The 24,407-nt window shown below is 73.4% G+C and carries 25 protein-coding genes and 1 pseudogene; 13 read left to right on the plus strand and 13 right to left on the minus strand.

The window, feature by feature from the left end:
• Positions 1–35 precede the first annotated feature (35 nt).
• Together ligD and KPF47_RS27640 are read right to left on the minus strand one after the other, a co-directional pair.
• Positions 36–1,016, minus strand: coding sequence for a non-homologous end-joining DNA ligase (ligD, locus tag KPF47_RS27635; protein WP_224391744.1), 981 nt, complete (start codon positions 1,014–1,016; stop codon positions 36–38).
• Between the two features lie 9 nt (positions 1,017–1,025).
• The gene (locus KPF47_RS27640) at positions 1,026–1,313 is read right to left on the minus strand and encodes a DUF2631 domain-containing protein (protein ID WP_224391745.1); all 288 of its coding nucleotides are present in this window, start codon (positions 1,311–1,313) and stop codon (positions 1,026–1,028) included.
• A gap of 73 nt (positions 1,314–1,386) precedes the next feature.
• Between KPF47_RS27640 and dxr the strand changes: the two genes are divergently transcribed.
• Genes dxr through KPF47_RS27655 form a run of 3 tightly spaced genes read left to right on the plus strand, consistent with a single transcriptional unit; the run spans position 1,387 to position 4,336 of the window.
• Complete coding sequence (gene dxr, locus KPF47_RS27645) at positions 1,387–2,529, plus strand: 1-deoxy-D-xylulose-5-phosphate reductoisomerase (RefSeq protein WP_224391746.1); 1,143 nt, start codon at positions 1,387–1,389, stop codon at positions 2,527–2,529.
• A complete protein-coding gene (locus tag KPF47_RS27650; protein ID WP_224391747.1) occupies positions 2,526–3,848 on the plus strand; it encodes an RIP metalloprotease in 1,323 nt (440 codons plus the stop codon). Before dxr ends, KPF47_RS27650 begins: the two co-directional genes overlap by 4 nt.
• Entirely contained in the window at positions 3,845–4,336 is a 492-nt protein-coding gene (locus tag KPF47_RS27655; protein ID WP_224391748.1) for a hypothetical protein, read from the plus strand. The genes KPF47_RS27650 and KPF47_RS27655 overlap by 4 nt, the downstream gene beginning before the upstream one ends.
• 199 nt (positions 4,337–4,535) lie before the next feature.
• On the opposite strand, the gene KPF47_RS27660 is transcribed toward KPF47_RS27655, so the two are convergent.
• Positions 4,536–4,799, minus strand: coding sequence for a hypothetical protein (locus tag KPF47_RS27660; protein ID WP_224391749.1), 264 nt, complete (start codon positions 4,797–4,799; stop codon positions 4,536–4,538).
• 273 nt (positions 4,800–5,072) lie between these two features.
• On the opposite strand from KPF47_RS27660, the gene ispG reads away from it, so the two are divergent.
• The gene (gene ispG, locus KPF47_RS27665) at positions 5,073–6,230 is read left to right on the plus strand and encodes a flavodoxin-dependent (E)-4-hydroxy-3-methylbut-2-enyl-diphosphate synthase (protein WP_224391750.1); all 1,158 of its coding nucleotides are present in this window, start codon (positions 5,073–5,075) and stop codon (positions 6,228–6,230) included.
• 45 nt (positions 6,231–6,275) lie between these two features.
• A complete protein-coding gene (locus tag KPF47_RS27670; RefSeq protein ID WP_224391751.1) occupies positions 6,276–7,109 on the plus strand; it encodes a DUF4081 domain-containing GNAT family N-acetyltransferase in 834 nt (277 codons plus the stop codon).
• Here the strand turns inward: KPF47_RS27670 and KPF47_RS27675 are convergent.
• Positions 7,106–8,099, minus strand: a pseudogene (locus tag KPF47_RS27675) (IS481 family transposase). The gene KPF47_RS27670 and the pseudogene KPF47_RS27675 overlap by 4 nt on opposite strands.
• Before the next feature lie 295 nt (positions 8,100–8,394).
• On the opposite strand from KPF47_RS27675, the gene KPF47_RS27680 reads away from it, so the two are divergent.
• The 5 genes from KPF47_RS27680 (at position 8,395) to map (ending at position 12,842) form a co-directional block, all read left to right on the plus strand.
• The gene (locus KPF47_RS27680) at positions 8,395–9,039 is read left to right on the plus strand and encodes a CPBP family intramembrane glutamic endopeptidase (RefSeq protein WP_224391752.1); all 645 of its coding nucleotides are present in this window, start codon (positions 8,395–8,397) and stop codon (positions 9,037–9,039) included.
• A 38-nt stretch (positions 9,040–9,077) separates the two neighbouring features.
• Positions 9,078–9,524, plus strand: a complete 447-nt coding sequence (locus KPF47_RS27685; RefSeq protein ID WP_224391753.1) for a MarR family winged helix-turn-helix transcriptional regulator — start codon at positions 9,078–9,080, stop codon at positions 9,522–9,524.
• A gap of 51 nt (positions 9,525–9,575) precedes the next feature.
• Positions 9,576–11,408 (plus strand): penicillin-binding transpeptidase domain-containing protein, encoded by a 1,833-nt coding sequence (locus KPF47_RS40480; RefSeq protein ID WP_224391754.1) that lies wholly within the window; start codon positions 9,576–9,578, stop codon positions 11,406–11,408.
• Between the two features lie 167 nt (positions 11,409–11,575).
• Complete coding sequence (locus tag KPF47_RS27695; protein ID WP_224391755.1) at positions 11,576–11,959, plus strand: DUF3054 domain-containing protein; 384 nt, start codon at positions 11,576–11,578, stop codon at positions 11,957–11,959.
• 25 nt (positions 11,960–11,984) lie between these two features.
• A complete protein-coding gene (map, locus tag KPF47_RS27700) occupies positions 11,985–12,842 on the plus strand; it encodes a type I methionyl aminopeptidase (protein WP_224391756.1) in 858 nt (285 codons plus the stop codon).
• 58 nt (positions 12,843–12,900) lie between these two features.
• On the opposite strand, the gene KPF47_RS27705 is transcribed toward map, so the two are convergent.
• From KPF47_RS27705 to KPF47_RS27735, 7 genes are all read right to left on the minus strand, one after another.
• Positions 12,901–13,365, minus strand: coding sequence for a peroxiredoxin (locus KPF47_RS27705; RefSeq protein ID WP_224391757.1), 465 nt, complete (start codon positions 13,363–13,365; stop codon positions 12,901–12,903).
• 80 nt (positions 13,366–13,445) lie between these two features.
• On the minus strand, positions 13,446–14,258 hold the full coding sequence (locus KPF47_RS27710; RefSeq protein WP_224391758.1) for a DUF1295 domain-containing protein: 813 nt from the start codon (positions 14,256–14,258) through the stop codon (positions 13,446–13,448).
• A gap of 4 nt (positions 14,259–14,262) precedes the next feature.
• Positions 14,263–15,627, minus strand: a complete 1,365-nt coding sequence (locus tag KPF47_RS27715; protein WP_224391759.1) for a cyclopropane-fatty-acyl-phospholipid synthase family protein — start codon at positions 15,625–15,627, stop codon at positions 14,263–14,265.
• Positions 15,628–15,638: 11 nt separating this feature from the next.
• Complete coding sequence (locus KPF47_RS27720; RefSeq protein WP_224391760.1) at positions 15,639–16,946, minus strand: cyclopropane-fatty-acyl-phospholipid synthase family protein; 1,308 nt, start codon at positions 16,944–16,946, stop codon at positions 15,639–15,641.
• Positions 16,943–17,719: a DUF1365 domain-containing protein gene (locus KPF47_RS27725; protein ID WP_224391761.1), complete on the minus strand. Its 777-nt coding sequence runs from the start codon at positions 17,717–17,719 to the stop codon at positions 16,943–16,945. The genes KPF47_RS27720 and KPF47_RS27725 overlap by 4 nt, the downstream gene beginning before the upstream one ends.
• A complete protein-coding gene (locus KPF47_RS27730; protein WP_224391762.1) occupies positions 17,716–19,026 on the minus strand; it encodes an FAD-dependent oxidoreductase in 1,311 nt (436 codons plus the stop codon). Before KPF47_RS27730 ends, KPF47_RS27725 begins: the two co-directional genes overlap by 4 nt.
• On the minus strand, positions 19,023–19,751 hold the full coding sequence (locus tag KPF47_RS27735) for an alpha/beta hydrolase (RefSeq protein WP_224391763.1): 729 nt from the start codon (positions 19,749–19,751) through the stop codon (positions 19,023–19,025). Before KPF47_RS27735 ends, KPF47_RS27730 begins: the two co-directional genes overlap by 4 nt.
• Before the next feature lie 351 nt (positions 19,752–20,102).
• Here KPF47_RS27735 and KPF47_RS27740 point away from each other — a divergent pair, with 351 nt between their 5' ends.
• A complete protein-coding gene (locus KPF47_RS27740; protein ID WP_224391764.1) occupies positions 20,103–20,912 on the plus strand; it encodes a 1-acyl-sn-glycerol-3-phosphate acyltransferase in 810 nt (269 codons plus the stop codon).
• 3 nt (positions 20,913–20,915) lie between these two features.
• Here KPF47_RS27740 and KPF47_RS27745 read toward each other — a convergent pair whose 3' ends face one another.
• A complete protein-coding gene (locus KPF47_RS27745; protein WP_224391765.1) occupies positions 20,916–22,307 on the minus strand; it encodes a mycothione reductase in 1,392 nt (463 codons plus the stop codon).
• A 54-nt stretch (positions 22,308–22,361) separates the two neighbouring features.
• On the opposite strand from KPF47_RS27745, the gene KPF47_RS27750 reads away from it, so the two are divergent.
• A complete protein-coding gene (locus KPF47_RS27750) occupies positions 22,362–22,829 on the plus strand; it encodes a GNAT family N-acetyltransferase (protein ID WP_224391766.1) in 468 nt (155 codons plus the stop codon).
• 7 nt (positions 22,830–22,836) lie between these two features.
• On the opposite strand, the gene KPF47_RS27755 is transcribed toward KPF47_RS27750, so the two are convergent.
• Complete coding sequence (locus KPF47_RS27755; protein WP_224391767.1) at positions 22,837–23,769, minus strand: hypothetical protein; 933 nt, start codon at positions 23,767–23,769, stop codon at positions 22,837–22,839.
• Positions 23,770–23,955: 186 nt separating this feature from the next.
• On the opposite strand from KPF47_RS27755, the gene KPF47_RS27760 reads away from it, so the two are divergent.
• Entirely contained in the window at positions 23,956–24,384 is a 429-nt protein-coding gene (locus KPF47_RS27760; protein WP_224391768.1) for a lipopolysaccharide assembly LapA domain-containing protein, read from the plus strand.
• Positions 24,385–24,407: the final 23 nt, after the last annotated feature.

Here is a 24,407-nt window from a genome sequence, read left to right on the forward strand (position 1 = left end):
GCGCAGGCCCGACCAGCCGGGTTAGGAGACGCGCCCTAGCGGCCGTCCCCGTCGAGATCGGGCAGATCGGGGGTCTCGTCGCCGTCGCGCTCGTCGCGAGCGGCCCACTCCAGCAGCGGCTCGATGCCGAACACGGCCTCGTCGATGCCGGCGTGCAGGTCGCCCAGCTCGGCGTAGCGGGCCGGGACGGTGGCGATCGTGAAGTCCCGCGGGTCGCAGTCGTCGATCTCGTCCCAGGTCACCGGGGCCGACACACGTGCGTCCGGGGTGCCGCGCACGGAGTAGGCGCAGGCGATCGTGTGGTCGCGGGCGTTCTGGTTGTAGTCGACGAACACCGTGGTCGGGTCCCGATCCTTGCGCCACCAGGTCAGGTCGACGCGGTCGCAGCGGCGCCCCACCTCGCGGGCGAAGGCGTGCGCGGCGCGACGGACGTCGGCGAACCCGTGGTCGGGTGGGATGCGCACGTAGACGTGCAGACCGGACCCGCCGGAGGTCTTGGGGAACCCGGTCGCACCGAGTTCGTCCAGCACCTCGTGCACGACGCCCGCGACCCGGCGGACGTCGGCCCAGGAGGACCCGGGCATCGGGTCGAGGTCGATGCGCCACTCGTCGGGGGACTCGACGTCGGCGGCGCGGGAGTTCCACGGGTGGAACTCCACGGTCGACATCTGCACCGCCCACACGACGTCGGCCGGGTGGGCGACGCACAGCTCGTCGGCGGTCCGGTTGTAGCGGGGGAAGGTCACGCGGACGGTGCGCACCCAGTCGGGGGCGCCGCGCGGCAGCCGCTTCTGGTGCACCTTCTCGCCGGTGACACCGGTCGGGAAGCGGTGCAGCATGCACGGCCGGTCGCGCAACGCGCGGACGACGCCGTCGCCGACGGCGGTGTAGTACGCGGCGAGGTCCCGCTTGGTCTCCCCCCGCTCCGGGAAGTAGACGCGGTCGGGGCTGGACAGCCGCACGACGCGGTCACCGATCGTCAGCTCGACCGGCTCACCCGCATCGCGCGCGGCCATCGCAGGTGCTCAGAGCCGGCGCCGCCGGCGGTACACCGGGTACACGACCGCGCCGATCAGGCAGACCGCGGCGGGGACGGCGGAGAACAGGAACTCGGTCCAGCTGGTCGGGTGGCCGATCGTGAACAGCAGCAGCGCGACGCCGGTGAGGGCGGCCGCGATCGGCAGGCCCTTCGGGAAGTTCTGGTGCCAGCCCCAGTCCACCGACGGCTCGTCCGCCGGGTCGACGCCGGACCTGATCGCGACCTCGCGCGTCCTGCTGGGGACTGCGTTGCTCGCCACTGCCTTGCTGGCCACTGCGGTTCCTCCTGGTCCGGCTCCGTGCGGGGTCATCGTCGCACAGCTCGCGGGGCGAGGATGATGTGCCGTGATGAAGTCACTCGTCGTGTTGGGCAGCACCGGGTCGATCGGCACCCAGGCCCTGGACGTGATCACCCGCGCCGGCGGGTTCACGGTCTCCGGGCTGGCCGCGGGCGGATCGGACGTGGACCTGCTGGTGTCCCAGGTCCGCACGCACCGCGTCGGGCGGGTCGCGGTCGCGTCCACCGAGGCGGCGGCGCGGCTGCGGGAGGAGCTGCCGGGGGTCGAGGTGCTCGACGGCCCGGGTGCTGCGACCGAGCTGGTCACGGCCTGCGGCGCCGACATCGTCCTCAACGGCATCACCGGTTCCCGGGGCCTGGGTCCCACCCTGGCCGCGCTCGCCACCGGCGCCCGGCTCGCGCTGGCGAACAAGGAGTCGCTGGTCGCGGGGGGCCCGCTGGTGGCGGCGGCCGCACCGGGGCAGATCGTGCCCGTGGACTCCGAGCACTCCGCGCTCGCCCAGTGCCTGCGCGGCGGGCGCGAGGCCGAGGTCGACCGGCTGGTCCTCACCGCATCGGGCGGACCGTTCCGCGGGCGGTCCCGGGCCTCGCTGCGGGACGTGACCGTGGAGCAGGCGCTGAAGCACCCGACCTGGGACATGGGCCCGGTCATCACGATCAACTCGGCGACGCTGGTCAACAAGGGCCTCGAGGTGATCGAGGCGCACCTGCTGTTCGGGGTGCCCTACGACCGGATCGACGTGACCGTGCACCCGCAGTCGATCGTGCACTCGATGGTCACCTTCACCGACGGCTCGACGATCGCCCAGGCCTCGCCGCCGGACATGCGGCTGCCGATCGCGCTGGCGCTCGGCTGGCCGGACCGCATCGCCGGTGCCTCGGCGCCGTGCCGCTGGGACACCGCGCAGAGCTGGACCTTCGAGCCCCTCGACGACGACGCGTTCCCCGGCGTCCGGCTGGCCCGCGCCGCCGGTACGGCGGGCGGCTGCCTGCCCGCCGTGCTCAACGCGGCCAACGAGGAGCTGGTCGAGGCCTTCGTGGCCGGGGCGATCGGCTACACCGACGTGACCGACCTGCTCGGCGAGGTGCTGGAGGCGGCCGACGCCTGGACGGGTGACCCGGCTACCGTGGCGGACGTGCTGGCGGCGGAGGACTGGGCCCGTGCCCACGCGAGGGAGAAGGCGGCGTCGTGACCGTGTTCTGGACGATCGTCGGGATCGCGATCTTCTTCGTCGGGCTGCTGCTGTCGATCGCCTGGCACGAGCTCGGGCACTTCGCCACCGCCCGCTGGTTCGGCATCAAGGTGCCGGAGTTCATGGTCGGGTTCGGGCGCACCGTCTGGTCGGTGCGCCGCGGCGAGACCGAGTACGGCATCAAGGCCATCCCGCTCGGCGGCTACGTCCGCATGATCGGGATGCTCCCGCCCGCGAAGGGCGGGACGCTGGGGCGCAGCCGCCGCACCGGCCCGTTCCAGGGGCTGATGGACGACGCCAGGGCGCAGTCGCAGATGGACGTGCGGCCCGAGGACGTGGACCGGCAGTTCTGGACGCGGTCGCCGTGGAAGCGGATCGTTGTCATGTTCGCCGGGCCGTTCATGAACCTGGTCCTGGCGGTCGCCCTGTTCTTCGTGACCCTGATGGGCGTCGGGATGCCCGCGGCGACGACCCAGGTCGCCGCCCTCGAGGAGTGCGTGCTCCCGGCCGTCGCCGTCCAGGGCCAGGCGCCGCCGGACCGCTGCCCGGCCGGCGCGCCGCAGGCGCCCGCGCTGGCCGGCGGGGTGCTGCCCGACGACCGGATCGTCGCGGTGCGGGGACAGGCGTTCGACGCCGAGGACGGCACCGGGGTGCAGGACGCGATCCGCGCCTCCTCCGGCCCGACCCCGATCGTGGTCGAGCGGGCGGGCCGCGAGGTCCCGCTGACGGTCGACATCATCCCGAACACCGTGTCGGCCCGGGATCTCGACGACCCGTCCGCCACGGTCACCGCGGGCTACATGGGCGTCATGCTCAACACCAGCTACCAGTCGCTGACCGCGGGGGAGACGCTCGGGCAGATCGGGAACGGGATCGCCCGCACGGCGGAGGCCGTCGTCGCGATCCCGTCCCGCATCCCGGCCCTGTTCGGCGCGGCGTTCCTCGGTGAGGAGCGGGGTGAGGACAGCCCGATGGGGGTCGTCGGCGTCTCCCGGATCGGTGGCGAGATCCTCGCCCAGCAGGACGTGCCGTGGCAGCAGGACGTGTCGCTGTTCCTCAACATGCTCGCCGCGGTGAACCTCTCGCTGTTCCTGCTCAACCTGCTCCCCGTCCCGCCGCTGGACGGTGGCCAGATCGTCCCGGCGATCTGGGAGGCGATCAAACGCAACACCGCCAAGCTGTTCGGGCGCCCGGACCCCGGGCCGGTGGACGCGGCCAAGCTGCTCCCGGTCGCGTACGTGTTCGTGCTCGTCTTCCTGGGCTTCTCGGTCATGGTCGCGATCGCCGACATCGTCAACCCGGTGCGGCTGTTCGGGTGAGCGCCGCACCCGAGGGCGTACGCCCGCTGGCGGTCTTCGACATCGACGGTGTCCTGGCCGACGTCTCGCACCGGCTGCACTACCTCGACGTCCACCGCTGGGAGCGGTTCTTCGCCACCGCCGACGCCGACCCCCTCCTCGACGAGGGCGCCGAGCGGCTGCGTGCGGCGCAGGAGGAGTTCGACGTCGTGTACCTGACCGGTCGCCCGGAGCGGAACCGCAGGCTGACCGAGACCTGGCTGCGCAGCTTCGGCCTGCCGACCGGGCCGCTGTTCATGCGCCCCGACGACGACCACCGCCCCGCCCGCTACGTCAAGCGCGAGGTGCTGCGGCTGCTCGCCCGGGAGCGCGAGATCGCGATGATCCTCGACGACGACCCGGCCGTCGTCCGGGTGCTGGAGGCCGACGGGTGGCCGGTCGAGCTCGCGACCTGGCTGCCGCACTCGTCGACGCTGCAGGACGCACAGGAGAAGCACGGGCGTACGTAGCATTACCCCGGAGGTTCCCGCAGGCCAGATCGATCCCGGTCACCGGACACGATGTCGTTCGGGCGTGTGATCGTGGTCTGCGCCGCAACGGTGCCCGCGCGGTCGACCGGACGCGATCCTCGGCGGACTTCGTCCCGCCCGACCACGGGCGCCTCTTCCTCGGAGGCTCCGCGACGAACGTGAGCAGCCGAGGTGCACGCTAGTCGGGTCGCACGGCCGCAGCGGTGGCGCTTCCGAGTCGTGTGGGTTGCCAGTCGTTGTACGTCGGCGAGAAGTCCACCAATCCCAGAGTTCTCAGTCTCTCCAAGGCACGGTCGACGCCTGCTTCGACCGATCCCGCGAGTCCGACGAGCTCGTCCACCGTCTCGCTCGCGAGCATGTCGATGAGTTGTCCGCTGGACTCGGGTGACATCGTGAGGAGATCCAGGATCTCCGACTCCGGCCCGGTCAGCGTGGAGGTCATCCGGCAACGGTATCCGGCGACGGTGCGTTCCTCCGGCATCGAAGGTCGGGAGTTCTGTCCTTCCGTGCCGGAGTGCGACCGTCCATCGATCGGGATCGGGTGTCGCCAGGTCGGTCCCGCCGGGAGCGTCGTGTTCCGGCCGTCCTCCTGGAGCCGGCCCGGCGCGGGCAGGGGACTCGATCGGGACGGAAGCGGCGTGTCGGATCGTCCCGACGGCGTGCGTCGGCTCACCGGGAGCAGCAGCCGGCGGGCGCCGGTGGGATAGTGGAGGTCGTGAGCGTCTCCCTGGGTATGCCGTCCGCGCCCGCGCCGACCCTGGCCCCGCGCCGGAGGACCCGGCAGCTGCAGGTCGGCCCGGTCGGTGTCGGTTCCGACCACCCGATCTCCGTCCAGTCCATGACGACGACCCTGACCTCCGACGTCAACGCGACCCTGCAGCAGATCGCCGAGCTGACCGCGGCCGGATGCGACATCGTGCGGGTCGCGTGCCCGTCGGCGGACGACGCCGAGGCCCTGCCCGCGATCGCGCGGAAGTCGCAGATCCCGGTGATCGCCGACATCCACTTCCAGCCGAAGTACGTGTTCGCCGCGATCGAGGCCGGCTGCGCCGCGGTACGGGTGAACCCGGGCAACATCCGCAAGTTCGACGACCAGGTCAAGGAGATCGCGCAGGCCGCGAAGGACCACGGCACGCCGATCCGGATCGGGGTCAACGCGGGCTCGCTGGACAAGCGCCTGATGGAGAAGTACGGCAAGGCCACGCCCGAGGCGCTCGCCGAGTCGGCCATGTGGGAGGCGGGCCTGTTCGCCGAGCACGACTTCCACGACATCAAGATCTCGGTCAAGCACAACGACCCGGTGGTCATGGTGCGCGCCTACGAGCTGCTGGCCGAGCAGTGCGACTACCCGCTGCACCTGGGCGTCACCGAGGCCGGGCCCGCGTTCCAGGGCACGATCAAGTCCGCGGTCGCGTTCGGCGCGCTGCTGCGCCAGGGGATCGGCGACACCATCCGCGTCTCGCTGTCCGCACCGCCGGTCGAGGAGATCAAGGTCGGCCAGCAGATCCTGGAGTCGCTCAACCTGCGCCCGCGCAAGCTGGAGATCGTGTCCTGCCCGTCGTGCGGGCGGGCCCAGGTCGACGTCTACACCCTCGCCGACGAGGTCACCGCCGGGCTGACCGGCATGGAGGTCCCGCTGCGGGTGGCCGTCATGGGCTGTGTCGTCAACGGGCCCGGTGAGGCCCGCGAGGCCGATCTCGGCGTCGCCTCCGGCAACGGCAAGGGCCAGATCTTCGTGAAGGGCGAGGTCATCAAGACCGTTCCCGAGCACAAGATCGTGGAGACGCTCATCGAGGAGGCCATGCGGATCGCCGAGAAGATGGGCGAGAGCGCGGACGGTGCCACGGGCGAACCGCAGGTGACCGTCGGCTGAGCGAGTGCCGGTACCGGACGGGCGTCGGCGTGGCATCATGAACCCGTGCTGAGGGTGGCCGGGGCACGGCTTCTCGACGATCGTCACCGCTCCGGGGTGCACGACGTGCTCGACGCCGACCCGGTCGCCGCGTGCATGGTCGCCTCGCGTATCGAGGCGGTCGGCCTCGACCCGTGGCGGCTGGGCGGTGAGCTGTGGTCCCACGGGGCCCCGGCGGACGGCCTGTGCTTCTCCGGGGCCAACCTGGTCCCACTGCGCGGGGGCCGGGTGGCGCTGCGCGCGTTCGCCGACCGGGCACGCCGGGCCGGGCGTGTCTGCTCGTCGCTGGTGGGGCGGGCGGAGCTCGTCCTCCCGCTCTGGGAGGAGCTCGCACCGGGCTGGGGCCCGGCCCGCGAGGTCCGGTCCGACCAGCCGCTGATGACCCTCGAACGGCCCCCGATGATCGCGCCCGACGCCCGGGTGCGTCCGGTCCGCATCTCCGAGCTCGACCGGTACCTGCCTGCCGCCGTCGCGATGTTCACCGAGGAGGTCGGCGTCGACCCCCGGGAGGGCGACGTCGGGGCGGGCTACCGCGCCCGGGTCGCCGAGCTGATCACCTCCGGGCGGGCGTTCGCCCGGTTCCAGGACGGCGAGGTCGTGTTCAAGGCCGAGATCGGTGCGCTGTCGCGCACGGTCGGGCAGATCCAGGGGGTCTGGGTGAACCCGGCCTGGCGCGGGCACGGTCTCGGCACGGCCGGGACGGCGGCGGTCGCTGTCGCCCTCGCGGGGATGGGCCGGCGGGCCAGCCTGTACGTCAACGCGTTCAACGCCCCGGCCAGGGCCGCCTACCAGCGGGTCGGGTTCGTGCAGGTCGCCCGGTTCGCGACCGTCCTGTTCTAGCTGTGATGTCCAGGCAGGTTGGTCAGGCGGTTGATCGGCGGTAGGCCGTTGGTTGCGCTGTGGGGCCGGTGGTGATTGTAGAAGTGCAGCCAGCCGGGGAGCGCGTCTCGACGAGCGGTTTCGCAGGGGTGGAAGCGGGCGTAGGCCCACCCGTCGGCGAGGGTGCGGTGGAAACGTTCGATCTTGCCGTTGGTCTGAGGCCGGTAGGGCCGGGTTCGTTTGTGGGTGATGCCCAGTTCGCTGCAGGTGTCACGCCAGGCGTGTGAGCGGTAGCAGCTGCCGTTGTCGGACAGGACCCGTTCGACGGTCACGCCGCGGGCGTTGAGCCAGTCCACGGCTCGTCGGAGCACACCGGTGGCGGTGTCGGCTTTCTCGTCGCTGTGGATCTCGGCGTAGGCGACGCGGGAGTGGTCGTCGATGACGGTGTGGACGAACGCTCTGCCGGGTGCACGGCTTGTAGTCGGTTCCCTTGGGCAGTCCGGGAGTGGACCGCTTGTTCAGGGCGCCTTGTCGGCGTCCGACGTAGCGGTGTCCGCCTCCGTCGGGGATGTTGCCGAACTTGGTGACGTCGACGTGGATCAGCGAACCGGGGTAGGGGTGTTCGTAGCGGCGTAGGGGCTCGCCGGTGACCCGGTCGATGTGGGAGAGCCTGTTGATCCGGCAGCGGCGCAGGACCGCGTGCACGGTCGAGGCGGCGAGAGTGAGTCGGCCGCCGATCTGTACTGGTCCGAGTCGGTGGCGCCATCGCAGTCGCACGATCTGCTTCACCAGCGTGGGCGGGGTCTTGGCCGGCATCGACCGTGGTCGGGAGCTGCGGTCGACCATTCCGGGCGGGCCCTCGGCGCGGTAGCGGTCAGCCCACTTTCGGGCGGTGCGAGGGGCGACCATGAACATTCTGGCCGCTGTGGAGCAGGTCCAGTCCTGGTCGACGATCAGACGGGCCAGCCGTAGTCGGGCACGCGGAGTCAGCGCAGCGTTAGCGTGGGTCACGAGGGCCTCCGGTTGGTGAAGCGGTTCCTAGACAGCTCCACTTCACAACCGGGGGTCCTCGCCTGTCTGCGCGACAGGCCGTCATCAGCTCAACCCGGAACAACGTCCCTGGACATCACATCTAGCCCCGTACGGGTACCCCGGCTTGACCGTGCCGTAGCGGCACGGTGTGGACTCGGCGCCTGTCGCGGGCATCCGCCCCGGCGCCACCGCACGGGGGAGGCCCGTCGTGTCCCGTTCCCGCTCCGCAGCGCCCGTCACCACGGGGAGTCCGTCACGTCCCGGGTGGCCGGAGATGGTCGTCGGACTGGTCGTGCTGGCCGCGGTGGCCTACGGCGGTGGGCCGCTGGTGCTGCGGACCCTCGACCTCGGTCCGCTCGCGGGGGGCCTGTTCCTCGCGGCCCTGTCGGGGATCGCGGGCATCGCCGGGTTCGCCGCGGCCGTCGCCGTCCGGCGGCGCCCGCTGCCGGAGTTCGGCGTGCGGGCGACGACCGTGCGCTGGTTGCTGCTCGGCGCGGCCGGGGCGATCCTGGCGTTCGTCGTCAGCAGGCTGCTGGCGATCGGGATGGTCCTGGTCGGGATCGAGCCGGAGAACATCCAGGGCGCCTACGCCGACGCGGGAAGCGGCGGGGCGTGGTCGGTGGCGTTGTCCCTGCTGTTCCTCGCGGTGCTGACCCCGCTGGGGGAGGAGCTGCTGTTCCGCGGTGTGGTCACCTCGGGGCTGCTGCGTTACGGGGCGGTCGTCGGCGTGGTGGGCAGCGCCCTGGTGTTCGCGCTCGCGCACGGGCTGAACGCGGTGTTCGTGACCGCGCTGGTCGTCGGTCTGGTCGCGGGGGAGCTGCGGCGGCGCAGCGGCTCGGTCTGGCCCGGGGTGATCACGCACGTGGTGCACAACGCGATCGCCCAGGTCGTGGCGCTGGCGTTCGCCGGGGTGCTGTGAACGACGGAGGCGTACCAGGCCCCTGATAGCGTCGGTCTGTGCACGACGAGGACGTCCCGCTCTGGGAGCTCGTCCGGACGGCCCACGTCGTCGCCCGGGGCTTCCACCGGGTGTTCGCCCGTGCGGGTCTGACCGCGACCGGCTTCGGGGTGCTCGCCGAGCTCGCCGACCGCGACCGGGCCGGCGGACCGCCGCCGTCGCAGGCCGAGCTCGCCCGGGTCGTGCTGCTGCGCCCGCAGAGCGTCGGGGAGCTGGTCACCGACCTCGTCGCACGCGGTCTCGTCCGCCGCGACGGACCCGGGGGCCGCGGACGCCGCGCCGGCCTGGAACTCACCGACGAGGGCCGCGCCGCACTGGAGCGGGCCTGGCCGCTGGTGCGCGAGTTCACCGCACCGGGGGCGATCGGCCTCGACGCCGGCCGGGCCGCCGAGCTGACCGCGATGCTGCGCACCGTGCGGGAGACCGTGGCGTCCGCGGAGGAGTGACCGGCGCCCGGACACCCGGGCCACACACCGGGGGCGGCATACTCGTCGATCGTGATCGCCTCCCTGCGGAAGCGCCCGCTGGTTCTGGCCGCGGCCGTCGTCGTGCTCGTCGCGGCGGGTGTCGCGGCGGCGCTGCTGCGTCCCTGGGGAGGTGCCGGGACCACCGCCGAGCGGTACGTCACCGCCTGGGCCGCCGGGGACGCGCCGGGCGCCGCCGTGTACGCCACCGACCCCGCGACGGCGGGTGACTACCTGCAGCGGGCCCGCGACGACCTCGCGCCGGCCGCCATGACCGCACGGGTCACCGGCACGCGCACCGACGGCGACCGGGCCGTGTCGACGGTCGAGGTGGCCTGGGACCTCGGACAGGGCCGCACCTGGAACTACCCCCTCGAGCTGCCGCTCGTCGCGGCCGACGACACCCCGGGCAACGACACCGGATGGGCGGTGGACTTCTCGCCCGCCGCGTTCGCACCGGGGCTCTCCGACGGGCAGCGGCCGGTCACCCGCACCGTGACCGCCGCACCCGCGCCCGTCCTCGACGCCGGCGGGGCCACGCTGCTCGCGCCCACCCCGGTCGTCACGGTGACCCTCGACACGGCGCAGGTCGGGCAGGCCGCGGGCGGTCTCGGCTCCGCGCTGGGCACCATCGACCCCGCGATCACGGCGTCGAGCATCACCGCGGGCGCGAACGCGGTGCCGGCCGGGCAGGCCTACACCGTCGTCGTCCTGCGCGAGCCCGACTACCAGCGGGTCCGCGACCGGATCTACGACCTGCCCGGCGTCCGGTTCGTCTCCGCGACCCGGCTGCTGCCGCCCGACCAGGGGTTCGCGGGGCAGCTGATGCAGGGTGCCCGGGCGGACATCGAGCGGGCCGCCGGTGGGACACCCGGCTGGACGGTCGACGTCGTCGGGGCCCGCGGGGAGACCGTCCGCTCGGTGGCCGGGCAGCCCGCCGGGCCGGGCAGGCCGGTCACCCTGGAGCTGGACCGCACGGTCCAGGACGCGGCGCAGGCCGCCGTCGACGCCGACACCCGGCAGGCCATGATCGTGGCCGTGCGGCCCTCGACCGGGGCGGTGCTCGCCGTCGCACAGAACTCCGCCGCCGACCGCGACGGCGCGCTGGCCCTGACCGGCCGCTACCCGCCCGGCTCCACCTTCAAGATCGTCACCGCGTACGGGGCGATGCCGGCGGAGAACCTCACCCCGCAGTCGCCGGTCGACTGCCCCGGCACCACCGTCATCGACGGCCGCACCATCCCCAACGAGGACTCGTTCGTCCTCGGCACCGTGCCGCTGACCGAGGCGTTCGCGCAGTCCTGCAACACCACCTTCTCCCGGCTCGCCCTGGGGCTGCCCGCGGGCGGTCTCCCGGAGGCGGGGAAGGCGCTCGGCTTCGGTGCGGACTGGAGGATCCCCGGGATGACGACGATCACCGGTACCGTCTCGCCCGCCGCCGACGACCTGCAGCGGGCCAGCGACGGCTTCGGGCAGGGCGACGTCCTCGCCTCGCCGTTCGGGATGGCGCTGGTGTCGGCGACGGTCGCGCACGGCGCGCCCGTCACGCCGTCGCTGATCCGGGGGACGACGACCGAGGCGGTGGTCGCGCCGGGCACCCCGGACCGCGCGGTGCTCGACCAGCTGCGGCCGATGATGCGCGCCGTCGTCACGTCCGGGACGGCGCGGGCCGCGGCCGGGCAGGGCGAGGTGTACGGCAAGACCGGCACCGCCGAGTACGCCGGACCCGACGGCGGCAACCGCTCGCACGGCTGGTTCACCGGCTACCGCGGTGACCTGGCCTTCGCCACGCTCATCGTCGACGGCGGCTCCTCGGGGCCCGCGGTGCAGATGACGGCACGCTTCCTGGCGGACGTCCCGCGCTGAGCGCCCGCCACGGCCGCCGTGACCCCGGACGGGCCACCGACCGGCCACGGACCGGACACCGGCGCCGCCCGGACCGTGCTCCGGGTGCCGGTCGGACGCCGGGCGCCGGGGGGCACCGCCCGGTGGCGGTCGGACGGGAGCGCGCCGGGGGTCCTACCCTGGTCGTCGTGCACCCCAGCCGGATCCCCGCCCTGGCGTTCGCGGCCGACCTCGTCGCGGTCGTGGTGTTCGCCGCCGTCGGAAGGCTCAGCCACGCCGAGGCCGGCAGCGTGGCGGGTCTGCTCGGCACCGCGCTGCCGTTCGCGCTGGGTGCCGCGGCGGCCTGGGCGACGCCGTGGGTGCGGTCGGCGCCGGCGTCGCTGCGGGCCGGGGCGGTCGTGCTCGTCGGGGCGGTGGTCGTCGGGTGCCTGCTGCGGCTCGGGTTCCTGGGACGGCTGCCGCTGTCGTTCGCCGTCGTCACGGCGATCTCGCTCGCGGTGCTGCTGCTGGGCTGGCGCGGGATCTCGGCCGCCGTCGCGCGGATGCGGGCCCCGCGCACCCCGACCCGCTGAGGGCGCCGGACGTACGATGGGGGCCATGTCGACCCGCACGCTGCTCGTCCCCGGTACGCCGACCCCAAGCCGCGAGGTGCCGTCGCACATCCCGCGTCCGGAGTACGTCGGCAAGCCGGCCCCGGCACGCAGCCGCCGCGGCGACATCCAGACGCCCGAGACCATCGAGCTGATGCGCCACGCGGGGAAGGTCGCCGCGCAGGCACTGGCGCTCGCCGGGGAGACCGTCCGCCCGGGCATCACCACCGACGAGATCGACCGCGTGGTCCACGAGTTCCTGGTCGACCACGACGCCTACCCCTCGACGCTGGGCTACCGCGGCTTCCCCAAGTCCTGCTGCACCAGCCTCAACGAGGTCATCTGCCACGGGATCCCGGACACCACTGTGATCGACGACGGCGACGTGCTCAACGTCGACGTCACCGCCTTCGTCGGCGGGGTGCACGGCGACACCAACGCCACCTTCCTCGCCGGCGAGGTGTCGGAGGAGGCCCGGTTGCTCGTCGAGCGCACCCGCGAGGCCACGATGCGCTCCATCAAGGCCGTCCGCCCCGGGCGCGAGCTGAACGTCGTCGGCCGGGTCATCGAGTCCTACGCCAAGCGGTTCGGCTACGGCGTGGTCCGCGACTTCACCGGCCACGGCATCGCCCACGAGTTCCACTCGGGCCTGGTCGTCCTGCACTACGACCAGCCCGACGTGCACACCGTCCTCGAGCCGGGGATGACCTTCACCATCGAGCCGATGATCACCCTCGGCGGGATCGACTACGACACCTGGGACGACGACTGGACCGTCGTCACCAAGGACAAGTCGTGGGTCGCGCAGTTCGAGCACACCGTCGTCGTGACCGACGACGGCGCGGAGATCCTGACCCTGCCCTGAGATCCGGGCCCCGGCACGGACGACCGGGACCGCCGTGCCGGAGCCGGACCGTGGCCGGTCAGGCCGCGGTGCGCTCGCGGAGCAGGGCCAGGGCCTCGTCGGCGTGCTTGTTCATGTCGGTCTCGGACCCGATCTCGGCGAGGATCCGGCGGTCCGGGCCGATGACGAAGGTCTTGCGCCGGGTGTGGAAGTTGCCCGGCAGCCAGGCCCGGTAGGCGCCGAAGGACTTCGCGACGGTGTGGTCGGCGTCCGACAGCAGCGGGAAGCCGAAACCGTTCGTGGTGGCGAACATGTTCTGCTTGTCCGGCCGGTCCGAGGAGATCCCGACCGGCTGGGCGCCGACCTCGGCGAACTCCCCGGCCAGATCGCGGAAGTGGCAGGCCTCGGCGGTGCAGCCACCGGTCATCGCGGCCGGGTAGAAGAACAGGACGACCGGCCCGGCGGCCAGCAGGTCGGACAGCCGGCGTGGCGCGCCTGCCTCGTCGGACAGCTCGAAGTCGGTGGCGGTGTCGCCGACGGCCATGATGTCTCCTCGGTGCGGGTAACGGTCTCGGCCGGGTGTTCGCCCCGGACGCTCGTGCGGTTCGATCATCGCCGACCGGCTCACCGCGGCTGCGGTGACCTCGGGGGCAGCGGGAGGAACCCGCTGGTGCGGCGGACGTAGTCGGCGTAGCCGGGACGCCGGTCGGAGATGTCGCGTTCCAGCAGCGCCGCACCGGTGCCCTTCACCAGGTTCACCGTGATCACGGCGACCCCGACCAGGCCGATCAGCCCGGCCGGGTGGTGCAGCGCGAGGATGCCCAGCCCCCACCAGACGCAGGCATCGCCGAAGTAGTTGGGGTGCCGGGTGAACCGCCACAGGCCCCGGTCCATCACCTCGCCGCGGTTCGCGGGGTCGGCGGTGAACCGGGCCAGCTGGGCGTCCCCGACGGACTCGAAGACGAACCCGACCGCCCAGACGAGCACACCGAGCACGGTGACGGCGACCAGCCATCCCGCCGCCGCGGTGCCGTACTGGGCCACCTGCACGGGCAGCGAGACGACCCACATCACCGCGCCCTGGGTGAGGTAGACGCGGCGGCCGATGGAGCCGCGCTCGCGCAGGTCGACGTAGCGCCGGTCCTCGGGCTTCCCGTGGTTGCGCCGGGCGATGTGGCGGGCCAGCCGTCCGCCCCACACCGCGACGAGCACGACCACCAGGGCCCGCCGCCAGCTGTCGCCCGCCGGGTCGAGCACCGTCGCGGTCACCGCGGTGACGAGTGCGACCCACACGAACCCGAGCCCCCAGACGACGTCGACGCCGTCGTGCCGGCCGCGCCGCACCCCGATCGCGAAGGCCAGGGCCATGAGGACGGCGACGGCGACGGCGGTGACGCCGAGGTTGACGGCCCACGCCGCCCAGGGGTACGGGTTCACGCGATCATGCTGTCGCGGCGGGGGCCTGCGCGCCCGCCGGAGCCGTGCCGACGGCCGGGTCGATACCCAGGATCCCGGTACGGCTGCGCGGGAGGCCGGAGGCGCCGTCGGCACCGGGGCGCACGGTGAGGATCTGGTGCACACCCATCCGGTTCTCCTCGAACGCGAGCGCCGCACCCGCCAGGTACAGCAGCCAGATCCGCCACTGCTCCTCGCCGATCATGCGGACCGCGGTGTCGCGGTGGGTCTGCAGCGTCTCCAGCCAGGGCCGGACCGTCCACACGTAGTGCTCGCGCAGCGAGTGCACGTCCACGACCTCGTGCCCGGCCTGCTCCAGGAACCCGAGGGTCTCGCCGAGCGGGCGCATGTACATGTCCGGTGCGACGTAGGCCTCCATGAACGCGCCGCCGCCGGGTGCGGTGTTCGACCCGACCGAGCCGCGCGACATCTGCTGCAGCAGCAGACGGCCGTGCGGGCGCAGCATCCGGTGCAGCTGTGCGGCGTAGACGCCGTAGTTCTCCTGCCCCACGTGCTCGCCCATCTCGATGGACGAGACGGCGTCGAACGGCTGGTCGTCGATCTCGCGGTAGTCCTGCAGCCGGATCTCCACCCGCTCGGACAGCCCCGCCCGGCGGACCCGCTCGACGCCGTAGTCACGCTGCTGCGCGGACAGGGTCACGCCGGTGGCGTGCACCCCGTAGTGCTCGGCGGCGTGCACCAGCAGCGAGGCCCACCCGCAGCCGACGTCGAGCAGCCGCATCCCCGGCGCCAGGCCGAGCTTGCGGCAGATCAGGTCCAGCTTGTCGCGCTGGGCGTCGACCAGTCCGTAGTCGGGCCCCGCGTCGCGGGTCCAGTAGCCGCACGAGTACGCCATCTGCGGGTCGAGCAGGAAGGCGTAGAACTCGTTGGACAGGTCGTAGTGGTGGCTGATGGCGTCGCGGTCGCGGCGACGGCTGTGCCGCCGCCCGCCCAGGCGCGCCTCCGACGCCGGCGGCCGGGGCGGGGTGCCGACGGCGCCGAGCCGGGCCGCGGTGCCCAGTGCCCCCAGCTTCTGGCGCAGGTCGAGCCGCACGGCACCGGTGCCCGGCCGGGCGAGCGCCCAGAACCGGGACAGGCCGTCGGCGATGTCGCCGTCGAAGGACAGATCGCCGGAGACGAACGCCCGGGCCAGGCCCAGCTCGCCCGGCGCCCAGAGCAGCCTGCGCAGCGCCCGCCGCCGGTGGACGATCACCGTCGGCGGGGTCGGGTCGTCCGGGGTACCGGACAGGCCGGCCTCGCTGCCGTCCCAGGCGCGCAGCCGCACCGGGAGCGGGGCACCGAGGACGTCCTCCAGGAGCGCGGTGAGGCGCTCCGCGGGGGTGGTGGTCATGGGAGCCTCTCTCAGAACGACGGGCGGCGCTGCAGCGAGAACTGGAAGACGTCGAGGTACCCGACGCGGAACCCGGCCTCGCAGTAGCCGAGGTAGAACTCCCACATCCGTCGGAACGTCTCGTCGAAGCCGAGCGCCTCGACCTCGTCCCAGCGGTCGAGGAACCGGGTGCGCCAGTGGCCCAGGGTGCGGGCGTAGTCGAAGCCGAGGCTGCGCCGATCGGCGACGTGCAGCCCGCCGGTGTGGTCGGCGAGGTTCTGCTCGATGGCCTCCACCGACGGGATGATCCCGCCGGGGAAGACGTACTTGTGGATCCAGGTGTAGTCGTTGCGGGCCACCATCATCCGGTCGTGCGGCATGGTGATGGACTGCAGGCCGACCCGGCCGCCCGGCTTGAGCAGCCGGTCCAGCGCGGCGAAGTAGGTCGGCCAGTACGCGACGCCGACGGCCTCGATCATCTCGACCGACACGACGGCGTCGTAGGACCCCTGCGCCTCGCGGTAGTCGCGCAGCAGGACCTGCACCCGGTCGGCCACGCCCGCCTCGGCGAGCCGTGCCTCGGCGAGCGTCTTCTGCTCCTGCGAGATCGTCAGCGTGGTGACCCGGGCGCCACGCTGGGCGGCCCGCGTCGCGAGCCCGCCCCAGCCGGTGCCGATCTCCAGCACGTGCATCCCGGCCTCGACGCCCGCTATGTCCAGGATGCCGTCGATCTTGCGTTCCTGGGCGAGGACGAGGTCGTCGGAGCCGTCGGCGAACCAGCCCGCCGAGTACGACATGGTGTCGTCGAGGAACAGCGAGAACAGGTCGTTGGACAGGTCGTAGTGCCGGTGGATGTTCTCCCGCGACCCCTCGACCGAGTTGACCTCGGCGGTGGGCTGGCGGGCCTCGGCGAACCGACGGCCCAGCCGCTGCAGCGCCGGCGGGATCAGGGTCGACAACCGGGACGCGAACGGCGTCAGCAGACCGGGCAGGTCGGTGGTCGTCCAGTCGCCCACCATGTAGGACTCGCCGAAACCGATCTTGGAGTCGGCGCCGAGGCGGTGGAAGAACGCCGCCGGCCGCTCGATCCGCATCACCGGTGAGGACGGGCCGCCGGACCCGATGCGCTCCCCGCCGGGGAACACCACACGGACCGGCAGCGACCGGACGGCGTTGCGGAACAGGGACTCCGCGATCCGGGCCTTGGCCGGCGCGACGGGCGGCGTCGCCAGCCCGGGCCAGACACCCTCGTTGGGACGGGGGACGGCGTGGGTACGGGGCCGGGAGCCGCGGGTCCCGCCGGTCACCGGCACGGCGATCCCGTCGTGCTGCATCGTCATCGCGTGAGCCCTTCCTGGTGCTGATCCTGTGTGGAGTGTTCGTCGGGCAGGCCCGCGCGGTTCTGTGGTGGACGGGCCGGTTTCGGCACGACCGGCAGCTTCGTCCACAGGGCGATGCCGTGCCGCCGGATCAGCGCCGCGGTCCGCTGGGTGACCAGCGGCCTGCGCAGCACCGTGCGTGCGACCTGGCGGGTGGTCGCCGGTCTGCGCACCCCGGCGAGGGTCGCGACGAACGCGGGCGCCCCGTCCTGGTGCAGGGTGATCGCGATGCCGAGCCGGTCACCGGGCTCGGGCAGGCGCATCGTGTAGTGGCCGTCGACGGTGAGGAACGGCGAGACGTAGAATTCCTTCTCGACGCTCGCCCGGCCCGAGGAGTCGGGGCGGAGCAGGTAGCAGTGCCGTTCGCCGTAGGTGTTGTGCACCTCCGCGATCACGCAGGCGAGCGTGCCGTCGGCGCGGTGGCACCAGAACACCGAGATCGGGTTGAACACGTAGCCGAGCACCCGGGCGTGGGCGAGCATCAGCACCCGGCCTCCGGCCAGGTCGACCCCGTGCGCGGACAGGTACGCGTCGACGTTCTCCCGGATGCCGCGGTCCGGGTCGCCGAGGTGGTCGCGCGACTCGAAGCGGGCGAACGGGCGCAGCCAGAACGGCCGCCGCGGCAGCGCGTCGAGGTCGACGAGCCAGTAGTAGATCGGGTGCGAGAACGTCGTCTCGAGGTCGCGCCGGCGGGCGTGCCGGACCTCGGCGTCGTAGAGCGCCGGGGTGCTCACCAGCCGACCCCGAGCGCGCGGGCCGCGCGGACGCCCGAGGCACAGCCGTCCTCGTGGAAGCCCCAGCTGTGGTAGGCGCCGGCGTAGGCGGTGACCGGGGTGTTCAGCTCCGGCAGGCGACGCTGCGCGGCGACCGACCCGGGCGTGTACACCGGGTGCTCGTAGGTCATCCGCGCGACGACGGCGTCGGGGTCGATCCGCCCGGTGCCGTTCAGGGTGACCACCCAGTCGTCGGGGTCGGTGAGCCGCATCAGCCGGTTCATGTCGTAGCTGACCAGCACCGGTGCCGCGGTGCCGTCGGTCCCGCCCGTGCCGTCCGCGCAGGCGGGCTTGAGGTAGTTCCAGGAGGCGCGGGCACCACGTCGGCGCGGCAGCAGGGACGTGTCGTGGTGCAGCCAGGTCTCGTTGCGCGAGTAGGTGAAGGGCCCCAGCACGGCGCGCTCGTCGGCGGTGGCGCCGTCGCCGAGGACCGCCAGCGCCTGGTCGGGATGCGTGGCGAGCACGACGCGGTCGAACGCGGCGACGGTGTCGGCGTCGTCGCGGACCTCGACCCCCGCGGCCGTGCGCAGCACCGAGCGCACCGGTGTCGCGGTGCGCACCGCGGGCAGCTGCTTGACCACGCGCTCCACGTAGGACCGCGACCCGCCGGTGACGGTGCGCCACTGCGGCGAGCCCCCGATCCCGAGCATGCCGTGGTGGTCGAGGAAGGTGAACAGGTAGCGCGCCGGGTAGTCCAGCGAGAGCGCCGCGCCCGCGGACCACACGCAGGACACGACCGGGATCATGAAGTGCTGCACGAAGTAGCGGGAGTAGCCGCCGATCGCGAGGAACGCGCCGAGCGTGGTGAGATCCGGCGCCGCCGCCCGATCCTCGTAGGCGAGGACCCGGCGCGCGTGCCGGTGGAACCGCACGACCTCGCCGAGCATCCGCAGGTAGGCGGGCCGGGCCAGGTTCGACGCCTGGGGGAACAGCCCGCCCAGCTTGCGGGCGCCGGCGTACTCCAGCCCACAGCCGTCGCAGCGCACCGACATGGACATGTCCGAGTCCTGGGTGGACACCCCCAGCTCGCCGAACAGGCGCAGCAGGTTCGGGTAGGTGCGGTCGTTGTGCACGATGAAGCCGGAGTCGACGTGGGTGGTCCCGCCGTCCGACGAGGCCAGCTCGTGGGTGTGGGCGTGCCCGCCGGGGCGTGCGTCGGCCTCGTAGAGCGTCACGTCGTGGCTGCGGGACAGCAGGTAGGCGGCCGTCAGTCCGGACACCCCGCTGCCGACGACGGCGACGGTCGGACGTGCCTGCGGTGCACTCACCTGTCAACTCCTTCGAGGGCGACCCGCAGCCCGTCCGGGGCGGGTTCCGCCATGGCGTTCGAGATGAGCGGGTCGCGGGGTTCGACCCCGAGCTCGCCGAGTGCGAAACGTCGCACCAGGGAGGTCCAGTCGCCGGCGCGGCGGAGCATGGCGTGGCCGTCGCCGTGCACGTCGAAGCGGGCGACCCGGTCGGTCACCGAGCGGGCGCGCAGGGCGTAGGCGTAGGACGCGGCGGGGTCGGTCATCCGCTCCCGGTCGCCGTGCGCGATGAGCACCGAGCGCCCGGCGAGCTGGTCGACGGGGTCGGAGCCCTCCAGCCAGGGTGCGAGACCGCACACCGCGACGACACCGGGTGCGCCGGCCGCGCGCAGCACCGCGCGGGCCCCCATCGAGTGCCCGACGAGCACGACCGGGCGCCCCGGGTAGCGGTGGGCGAGCTCGCCGACGGCCCACTCGGCGTCGCGGAAGGCGTCCATGGCCGGGCCGTTCCAGCCCCGTACCCGGTAGCGCAGCAGGTGCACCGCGACGCCCGAGCCCAGCTCGGTCCGGTGGCCACGTCCGCCCCGTTCCAGGGAGTGGGCGAACGGCAGCATCCGCAACAGCGCCAGCCCGCGTCGCGCAGGGGCCGTGGAGTGGGACTTCCCCCCGTGGGCGACCAGCACCACGCCGGCCGGATCGGGATGGCGGTCTCCGGCGTCGTCGAGCCACGGAGTCGGATCGGGCACGGGGCGCCTCGCAGGGGACGGGGTGCACGAGGCACCGGAACGGTCTCGGCGCGTGTTCGTCCGGCGGGCCGGTGGCGGCCGGTCGGTGGGACCGTCCTCACATCGGGTCGGCCCGGACACGGTCCGCGACCGGTGCGGACGGATCGACCCTAGATCGGGGCGCGGGTATCTCGCTCGTCGAGACATGATGACGCGCAACGGTAGCCCGGACGGGTGAGGTGCGTGTCACCCCCGAGGTGCGCGGGCAGGGTGGGTAGGACCACGGACACACCCGGGGGCGGCAGGGGCGAAGATGGGGGTGCGCCCGGCACCGGGCGCCACGGACGGACGGGCGGGGAGAGGACGACGACGATGGGTGTGCCACCGGAGCTGACGGTGTGGCAGAAGGTCGTGGCGACGGTGCGGCGCCGCCGCCGGGGGTCGGGGTTCTGGTTCGGTCTCGCGATCGCGGTCATCTGGCCGTTTGTCGTCTTCGGCACCCGGCTGGGCTGGCGCGGCGCGGAGCACCTGCCGCGCACCGGCGGGGCGTTGCTGGTCGGCAACCACGTCTCGTTCTCCGACCCGATCTTCGACATCGCCTTCGGCACCGCCCACGGCCGGATCCCGCGGTTCCTGGCCAAGGGCGAGCTGTGGTCGGTACCGGTGGTGAAGTGGGTGCTCGGGCACGGTGGGCACATCCCGGTGTACCGGTCGTCGAAGCGGGCGGCGGAGTCGTTCACCGGCTCGATCGACGCCCTGGAGCGCGGGGAGATCGTCGCGATCTACCCGGAGGGCACCTACACCCGCGACCCGGAGCACTGGCCGATGAAGCCGAAGAACGGCGTCGCCCGGATCGCGCTGCGCTCCGGCGCCCCGGTGATCCCGATGGCGAACTGGGGCACCCAGGACTTCCTGCCCGCCGACGGGAAGCCGACGCCGTTCCCGCGCAAGCGGGTCACGGTCGCGCTCGGCCCGCCGGTGGACCTCTCGGAGTTTGCCGGGAAGCCGCTCACGAAGACCACCCTCGACGCGGCCACCGCGAAGATCATGGACGCGGTGACCGGACTGCTCGAGGAGCTGCGCGAGGAGACCCGCCCGGCGACGACGTACGACCCGGAGGCGCGGCCGCGTCCGGAGGCGCCCGGCGAGCCGCTCGACCCGGCCGAGCGCGCCGCCGGCTGAGCCTCAGATCTCCAGGCCGAGCAGGGCGTTCTCGACGACCTCGGGCAGCGCCGGGTGGATCCAGTACTGCCCGGTCGCGATCTCGGTGACGGTCTGGCCGAACACCATGGCCTGGATCAGCTGCTGGACCAGCGTCGACGCCTGCGGCCCGAGCAGGTGCGCGCCCAGCAGCCGTCCGGTGCCCTTCTCCGCGACCAGCTTGCAGATCCCGGTGCGGTCCTCCATCGCCCAGCCGTAGGCGACGTCGCCGACGTTCTGCACCTTCACCGCGATGTCGAACCCGGCGTCGCGGGCCTCGGTCTCGGTCATCCCGACCGAGGCGATCTGCGGCTCGGTGAACACCGCGGCCGGGACGAAGTCGTGGTTGGTGGCGCGCAGGTCGTCCGGGTGGGCCAGGTTGTGCCCGACGATCTTGGCCTCGTGGTTGGCCACGTGCTTGAGCTGGTGCGGGGAGCTGACGTCGCCGAGTGCCCACACGCCCTGGGCGGAGACGCTGCGCTGGTACTCGTCGACGGCGACGCGGCCGTCGGCGTGCACCGTCACCCCGCCCCGGTCCAGGTCCATCCGGTCGCCGTTGGGCATCCGGCCGGTGGCGACGAGCAGGGTGTCGGCGACGACCGTCGACCCGTCGTCGAGGGTGATCCGCACCTCCCCGGGGCCGCCGCTGCCGTCCCCGGACAGCGCGGTGACCTGGTGGCCCAGCCGGCAGTCCCAGCGGGCGGCGGCGATCTCGGTGAACCGGTCGGCGAGCGTGTCGTCGAGGTGGCGCAGGAGCTTGGGCCCGCGCGCGATCACGGTGACCTCGGCGCCCAGCGCGGAGAACACGTGCGCGAACTCCGAGGCGATGTAGCCGCCGCCGAGGATCGCGAGCCGGCGCGGGACGTCGTCGATGCGCATCACGGTGTCGGAGGTCTCGAACGCCACGCCGGCGTCCGCGACCAGCGGCGGGATGCTCGGCCGCGATCCGGCCGCGATGACGATCCGGTCGGCGCTGACGGTGTCGGTGCCCGAGCCGTCGGTGCGCTCGACACCCAGCTCGCGCTCGCCGGTGAAGCGGGCGTGCCCGAAGTACACGGTGACGTTCGGGCTGCGGTCGACCCGGTAGGAGCGCCCGCCGTCGGAGATCGGGTCGATCCGCCCGAACACCCGGTCCCGGATGTCGGTCCAGCGGACCTTGTCGACGGTGCCGTCGACGCCGTAGGTGTGCGCGTGCCGGATGGTCTCGGCGACGTCCGCGGCGTAGACGTACATCTTGGTCGGGATGCACCCGACGTTCAGGCAGGTCCCGCCGAACACCCCGTGCTCGACGAACGCCACGTCGAGGCCGGCGAAGCGCTCGTCGACGAAGGTGTTTCCGGAACCGGTGCCGATGACGACCAGATCATGGTGGGCCACGTCGCGAGGCTAACCGCTTCCGCGGCCTCGCGACGCTCTGGTACCCCTCTGCAGATGACCGTTCCCACACCGGCCCCGGCGACGAACCTGACCCTGCACCGCGCCTGGGCCGCCGACCTCGACCCGGCCACCCTGTACGCGCTGCTCGCGCTGCGCACCGAGATCTTCGTCGTCGAGCAGGAGTGCCCGTACCAGGAGCTCGACGGGCGTGACCTCGAGCCGCGCACCCGGCACCACTGGCTGGCCGACGGCGGCACGGTGGTGGCCACCCTGCGCCTGCTGGCCGACCCCGGCGGGGTGCTGCGGATCGGCCGGGTGTGCACCCGCGCCGACGCGCGCGGGCGCGGCCTGGGGCACCGGCTGATGACCTCGGCGCTCGCCGAGGTCGGCGACCGCCCCTGTGTGCTGGACGCCCAGGAGGTCCAGGAGGCGTTCTACGCCCGGCACGGCTTCGTGCCGGCGGGGGAGCGGTTCGTCGAGGACGGGATCCCGCACGTCCCGATGGAGCGGCGCCGTCCCTGAGCCGGGCTCAGCCCGCCGCGCGCTTGCGCACGTCCGTGGGGAACTGCCCGGCGTCGATGCAGGCCTGCGACCAGCGGTCCAGGTCGGCGACGACGGCGTCGAGGTCGTCGCCCAGCGCGGCGACCAGGTCGTCCTGGGAGGCGTCGGTGGCGGTCTCGAGCCGGTCGCGGAACCGGCGGCCGTCGTCGGTGAGGGCGGCGTCGGGCCCGGCGGAGGTGGTCAGGCCCTCCTCGGCGAGCCTGCGGGCGCCCGCGTCGGCCATCTCCTGCGGCCAGGCGCGGGTGCCGGAGTACTCGCCGAGCGGGTAGCCGACCCACAGCTCGGCGAGGATGCCCATCCGCACCGGGTCCAGCCCAGCGGCGACCGACGCGGCCACGTGACCGTCGCCGCGGTGCTCGCGCACCAGGTCGGCGGCCCGCCACAGCCGCCCGGCCGGGTCCGACGGGCGGGGCCGGGCGCGCAGTGCGGAGAACAGCGGCCTGCCCGCACCGGACACCGCGTCGACGGCGCGCTCCAGGATCGCGGCGACCTCGGCGACGCGGCCCGCACCGGTCTCGTCGCCGAGGACCGCGCGCAGGCTCGCGGCGGTCTCGGCGTCGCGCAGCTGCTGCAGCTCCTCGACGTCGATCAGGCGCAGCGCCTGCTCCCAGGTCGAGCCGACGAAGCCGGGCTCGAACACGGCGAAGGCGGCGGCCACGAGCGCCCCGGGTGCCCGGCCGCCGAACGGGCCGCCGCGGCCGCCGACGTAGGCGGTGAAGAAGTCCAGGCCGCGGGCCCCGACGGCGTCGCCGACCCGGGTGGACCAGACGTCGTGCATCGCGACCGGCTCGAGTGCGTCGCGCAGCCGGCGGGCCGGCGCGCCACCGGTCACCGCGCCCGGCACCTCGATGCCCTCCGGCGCGGCGGCGAAGAAGATCCGGACGGCTTCGGCGTGGTCCACGTGCGCTCCTCGCGGGGTCGGCGGCGCTGCCGGTCCGACCGTAGGTCCTCGGCCGGTGACGCACGACCGGGCGACGGCGCCGGTCCCGCGCGTCGCCGTCGTCGGGGGGCCGGGTGCGCGATACTCCCGCGTGCCCCCGGGAGCGGGCGCACGACCGGACAGCGGCGGGAGAGGAAGGCGGAACGGATGAGCGAGGACCGACGGGGCGGCGACTCCCCGGCCTGGGGCCGGGTCGGACCGGAGGACCCGACGGCGGACCCGGCGACCCATCCGGCACTGCACACACCGGACCCCACCGCCGAGCAGCCGACGGTGGCGGTGCCGGTCGGCGACGGCGGCCCGGACTCCGAGGCCACCACCGAGAAGCGTGCGATCCCGCACACCCGCACCGGCGGGCTGTGGGCCGCGCTGATCCTCTCGGCGGTCGTGCTGATCTTCCTGCTGGTGTTCATCCTGCAGAACACCGAACCGGTCGCGATCAACTTCCTGTGGCTGACCGGGACGCTGCCCACCGGGGTGGCGCTGCTGTTCGCCGCGATCGCCGGGATCCTGCTGGTCGCCGTGCCCGGGACGGGCCGGATCCTGCAGCTGCGCCGGCAGGCGCGGCGGGGCTGACCCCCGCGGGTCGCGACCGGAGC

This window comes from Pseudonocardia sp. ICBG1293 (assembly GCF_020131355.1).
Classification (GTDB): Bacteria; Actinomycetota; Actinomycetes; order Mycobacteriales; family Pseudonocardiaceae; genus Pseudonocardia.

What these genes read in the sequence shown, in the direction of transcription:
- KPF47_RS27715 (WP_224391759.1), bottom strand. Translation starts at nt 15,627, where the DNA reads ATGACCACCACCCCCGCGGAGCGCCTCACCGCGCTCCTGGAGGACGTC.
- KPF47_RS27760 (WP_224391768.1), top strand. Translation starts at nt 23,956, where the DNA reads ATGAGCGAGGACCGACGGGGCGGCGACTCCCCGGCCTGGGGCCGGGTC.
- KPF47_RS27705 (WP_224391757.1), bottom strand. Translation starts at nt 13,365, where the DNA reads ATGGCCGTCGGCGACACCGCCACCGACTTCGAGCTGTCCGACGAGGCA.
- KPF47_RS27660 (WP_224391749.1), bottom strand. Translation starts at nt 4,799, where the DNA reads ATGACCTCCACGCTGACCGGGCCGGAGTCGGAGATCCTGGATCTCCTC.
- ligD (WP_224391744.1), bottom strand. Translation starts at nt 1,016, where the DNA reads ATGGCCGCGCGCGATGCGGGTGAGCCGGTCGAGCTGACGATCGGTGAC.
- map (WP_224391756.1), top strand. Translation starts at nt 11,985, where the DNA reads ATGTCGACCCGCACGCTGCTCGTCCCCGGTACGCCGACCCCAAGCCGC.
- KPF47_RS27740 (WP_224391764.1), top strand. Translation starts at nt 20,103, where the DNA reads ATGGGTGTGCCACCGGAGCTGACGGTGTGGCAGAAGGTCGTGGCGACG.
- KPF47_RS27750 (WP_224391766.1), top strand. Translation starts at nt 22,362, where the DNA reads ATGACCGTTCCCACACCGGCCCCGGCGACGAACCTGACCCTGCACCGC.
- dxr (WP_224391746.1), top strand. Translation starts at nt 1,387, where the DNA reads ATGAAGTCACTCGTCGTGTTGGGCAGCACCGGGTCGATCGGCACCCAG.
- KPF47_RS27680 (WP_224391752.1), top strand. Translation starts at nt 8,395, where the DNA reads ATGGTCGTCGGACTGGTCGTGCTGGCCGCGGTGGCCTACGGCGGTGGG.
- KPF47_RS27720 (WP_224391760.1), bottom strand. Translation starts at nt 16,946, where the DNA reads ATGACGATGCAGCACGACGGGATCGCCGTGCCGGTGACCGGCGGGACC.